Origin of the sequence: Mesorhizobium sp. M7A.F.Ca.ET.027.03.2.1, from assembly GCF_003999175.1 — a bacterium.
Lineage (GTDB): Bacteria > Pseudomonadota > Alphaproteobacteria > Rhizobiales > Rhizobiaceae > Mesorhizobium.
This window is the reverse complement of sequence record NZ_RZOM01000718.1, coordinates 1-3237: the sequence shown is the minus strand read 5'-3', so window position 1 is coordinate 3237 and position 3237 is coordinate 1. Positions and strand designations below refer to the sequence as shown.

Sequence of the window (3237 nt, the reverse complement as noted above, 5' to 3'; positions counted from 1 at the left end):
GCGCTCGACCTTGCGATTTCGGGATTGGGCGTGGCGCTGGCGCAAGGGATCTACTGTGCCGAGGCGCTGGAAGACGGCCGGCTTGTCAGGCCCCTCGCCCAGGCACTGGAGCTGCGCCAGCCCTATTGCCTGACGATCCCCGAGCGCAGCGCCAGGCGCGACGTCGTGGCGGCGTTTCGCCAGTGGCTGATCGACGAATGCCGACGCGCAGTGAACTCGCCGGCACTGCGTTGACGTAGCGTGCGGCGATGATCAGAGGTGCCCGCTCAAGGCCTCAGCCATGTCCTTGTTTGTCGCCACAGGGATGATCTCGAACTCCACCAGATCCGCCCATTCGATGACCCAACGCTGCAGCAGCGTGACGTCATCGGTCTCCACCAGCAGGAAGCAGCGGCTCATGTCCGCCGCGATCCAGCTGTGGTGCACGAGAAGCTCGTCCGGTTTCAGGCGGCCCCGGTCGCGAAAGCGGCGATAGATCTCCTTGCGGTCGCAGCCGGTGAAATCCTCGATCACGATAAACTGCATGTTCTACCCCCGATCAAACTACCGCCCCGGCCGGTCCAGCCGCTCCAGGAACCACTGCGTCAGCCGCACCCAGACCTCGTCCTTCTCGCCGGAATCCTCCCAGCCATGGTCGAGGTTGGGATTGTCGTTGACCTCGATGACGAAGACGCCGTCCTTGGTCTCCTTGAGGTCGACGCCGTAGAGCCCGTCGCCGATGCAGCGCGCCGCCTTCACAGCCGTCTCGACGACATGCGCGGGCGTCTCCTTCAGCGTGAAGGTCTTGATGCCGCCCTGGTCGGGCTTGCCGTTGGCCTTATGGTTGACGATCTGCCAGTGCTTCTTGGCCATCAGATAATGCACGGCAAACAGCGGCTGGCCGCCGAGCACGCCGACGCGCCAGTCATACTCGGTCGGAATGAATTTTTGCGCGATCAGAAGGTCGGAATCCTCCAGCCATTCGGTAGCAAGCGTCTTCAGTTCCTCGAAATTGGCGCATTTCTTGACGCCGCGCGAGAACGACGAATCCGGGATTTTCAGCACCAGCGGAAAGCCCAGCGTCTGCGCTGCCAATTCGAGATCCGAGGTGCCGGCGATCATCACCGTCGGCGGTACCGGCACCTTGTTGTAGGCCATCAGCTCGTTGAGATAGACCTTGTTGGTGCAGCGGATCATCGACAGTGGATCGTCGATCACCGGCATGCCTTCCTGCTGGGCGCGGCGGGCGAAACGATAGGTGTGGTTGGAGATCGAGGTGGTCTCGCGAATGAACAGCGCGTCGTAATTGGCGAGCTTGGCGAGGTCCCGCTTGGTGATCGGCTCGATTTCGACACCCATCTTCTCGGCGATCTTGGCCCAATAGCGCAGCGACGATATCTCCGATGGCGGCAATTCCTCATGCGGGTCGACCAGCGTGGCGAAGGTGTAGCGCGCCGGCGTGCGGCCCTTGGTGTCGCGCCATTCGCGGTTGGTGTAGGTCTCCAGGCACTGGATGAAGCTTTTTTCCTCGTCCTCGGTCATCCGCGCCAGCGGATGGAAACCGATCTTGCGGATCGAGGCCCATTCGGCGCTGTCCTTGATGTGGACTTCGAGCGCCGGCGCGCGGAACCAGTCGAACAGAAGTTTGGCGAAGCGGTCCCAGATTTTCGACGGGCCGATGCCGAAGAAGATGCAGACCTTTTGCGGAAAAACGCCGCCGAGATCCTTGCGGCATTTGTTGAGCGCCAGTTCCAGTTCCGGCAGCGCGTGTTCATAGAGCTTGCGCTCCGACAGGTCGATCATCGTTTCGACCGTCGGGATCACCTTGTGGCCGCGCGAGCTTGCCAGCAGCGACGCATAGTAGCCGCGGCTCTGGTAGCCGTAATTGTTCGACAGGTTGATGACCTTCGGCCGCTGGCCGCGAAACAGTGACGGGTGCGCGAGATAGTCGCGATTGGTGATGATCTTGTGCGGTGTCGCCACCTGGTCGAGATCGCTCTGCCTGCCGGTAAGGATGACCCAGGTCATTATCTGTCACGCTTTCCCAGAGTGATGGCGGCACGCAATCCATCGCGACCGAACTGCGCCATGTTCATGAAGATGCCGTAAGGCACGGGAATGTTGGCTGCATCAAGGACAGTCTCCTGCCTTTCGTCCTCGACCCAAGGGTCGTGGATCAGGATATGGTCGCCGTCATCGCCGATCGCCAGCACCCAGTGCGGCACCTTCTTGCCAAACATCAGGAAGCCGCTGATCAGCACCAGCACCAGCTTTCCCCCAGCGATCGCAGCGCGGATATCGTCGATTGTGAACGCACGGTAATTCACCGGGATGCCGTAAAGTTCCGCGCGTCGGCGAAAGTCGACCTGGGCCAGTTCCATCACCCTGCGCTTGTCCTCACTGCGTACCGATTGCAGGAACAACGCGCCATAGAAGGAAACGTAGATCTCCACCGCGAGCCCGCTTTCGTAGCCCGAGACAGCGAGGCCGAATGGCTCGCAACCACCGGGACCCGACATCATGAAGACGGTCGTCGCTTCACGCCACAGGCGGATTTCCATGACCGGATCCGGCACGAAGCCGCGATCGAAATTGGCCATCGCCATCATCAGGCAGCAAGGGCCGCAGGTGAATTCGCAGGTCTGCGGGTAGAACGGCACCTTGGTGGCGATCGGAATGTCACCACGCAAGGTCTTTTCGTAGCGAAGTGCCGTTTCGCCATCCTCATAGTAGCCGGGCTCGCGGCCGATCTTGCGATACCCGGCCTGTTCGTAGATGCGGATCGCGCGGCTGTTGTCCTCGCGAACTTCGAGACGTAGCATCATGCGGTCGTGCTCGAAGGCGGCATCTTCGGCGGATCCGAGCAGCATGCGGCCGACACCCAGCCCGCCGAAAAACGGACTGGTCGCAATCGAGTAGAGGCGCGCCACGCCGCTGCCCTTGCGAAACAGCACGATCGCGTAGCCGGCCACGCGGCCGTCGACTTCGGCGACCAGCGTCTCGGCGGTTTCACGCTCGATGAACAGGCGAAAGGAGCGGCGGGAAATACGGTCGCTTGAGAAAACAGCTTTCTCAATGGCGGCGAGATCATCGACGTCAGACGCGCGGGCCGTGCGGATCTCGGCAGGCATGCGGCTTCAGAAAACCTCGATTGGTGGTGGAAATGGCCCTACTCGAACACGTCCTTGACGCCAACCAGGGCGTTGGGAAAACCGGCGTCCACCTGGGCGCACAAAGTCCGCTCCACCACCTTGAATC

General features: G+C 61.5%; 4 protein-coding genes. 1 reads left to right on the top strand and 3 read right to left on the bottom strand.

Annotated elements, in window-relative coordinates; genetic code table 11:
* Positions 1–234: LysR substrate-binding domain-containing protein (locus tag EN750_RS25565; RefSeq protein ID WP_245482811.1), on the top strand; the 234-nt coding region annotated here is incomplete at its 5' end.
* Between the two features lie 18 nt (positions 235–252).
* Here the strand turns inward: EN750_RS25565 and EN750_RS25560 are convergent.
* From EN750_RS25560 to EN750_RS25550, 3 genes are read right to left on the bottom strand one after another with little or no spacing between them, the layout of a single operon-like run.
* A complete protein-coding gene (locus tag EN750_RS25560) occupies positions 253–525 on the bottom strand; it encodes a DUF3303 family protein (protein WP_127268533.1) in 273 nt (90 codons plus the stop codon).
* 18 nt (positions 526–543) lie between these two features.
* Positions 544–2007: a RimK family protein gene (locus EN750_RS25555; protein WP_127321391.1), complete on the bottom strand. Its 1464-nt coding sequence runs from the start codon at positions 2005–2007 to the stop codon at positions 544–546.
* Positions 2007–3110 carry a peptidase C39 family protein gene (locus EN750_RS25550; protein WP_127398202.1) on the bottom strand — a complete coding sequence of 368 codons (1104 nt, stop codon included), beginning with the start codon at positions 3108–3110 and terminating at the stop codon, positions 2007–2009. Before EN750_RS25550 ends, EN750_RS25555 begins: the two co-directional genes overlap by 1 nt.
* Positions 3111–3237: the final 127 nt, after the last annotated feature.

Bases quoted from the DNA above. Each gene is read 5' to 3' on its own strand.
- EN750_RS25560 (WP_127268533.1), bottom strand. From the start codon at position 525: ATGCAGTTTATCGTGATCGAGGATTTCACCGGCTGCGACCGCAAGGAG.
- EN750_RS25555 (WP_127321391.1), bottom strand. From the start codon at position 2,007: ATGACCTGGGTCATCCTTACCGGCAGGCAGAGCGATCTCGACCAGGTG.
- EN750_RS25550 (WP_127398202.1), bottom strand. From the start codon at position 3,110: ATGCCTGCCGAGATCCGCACGGCCCGCGCGTCTGACGTCGATGATCTC.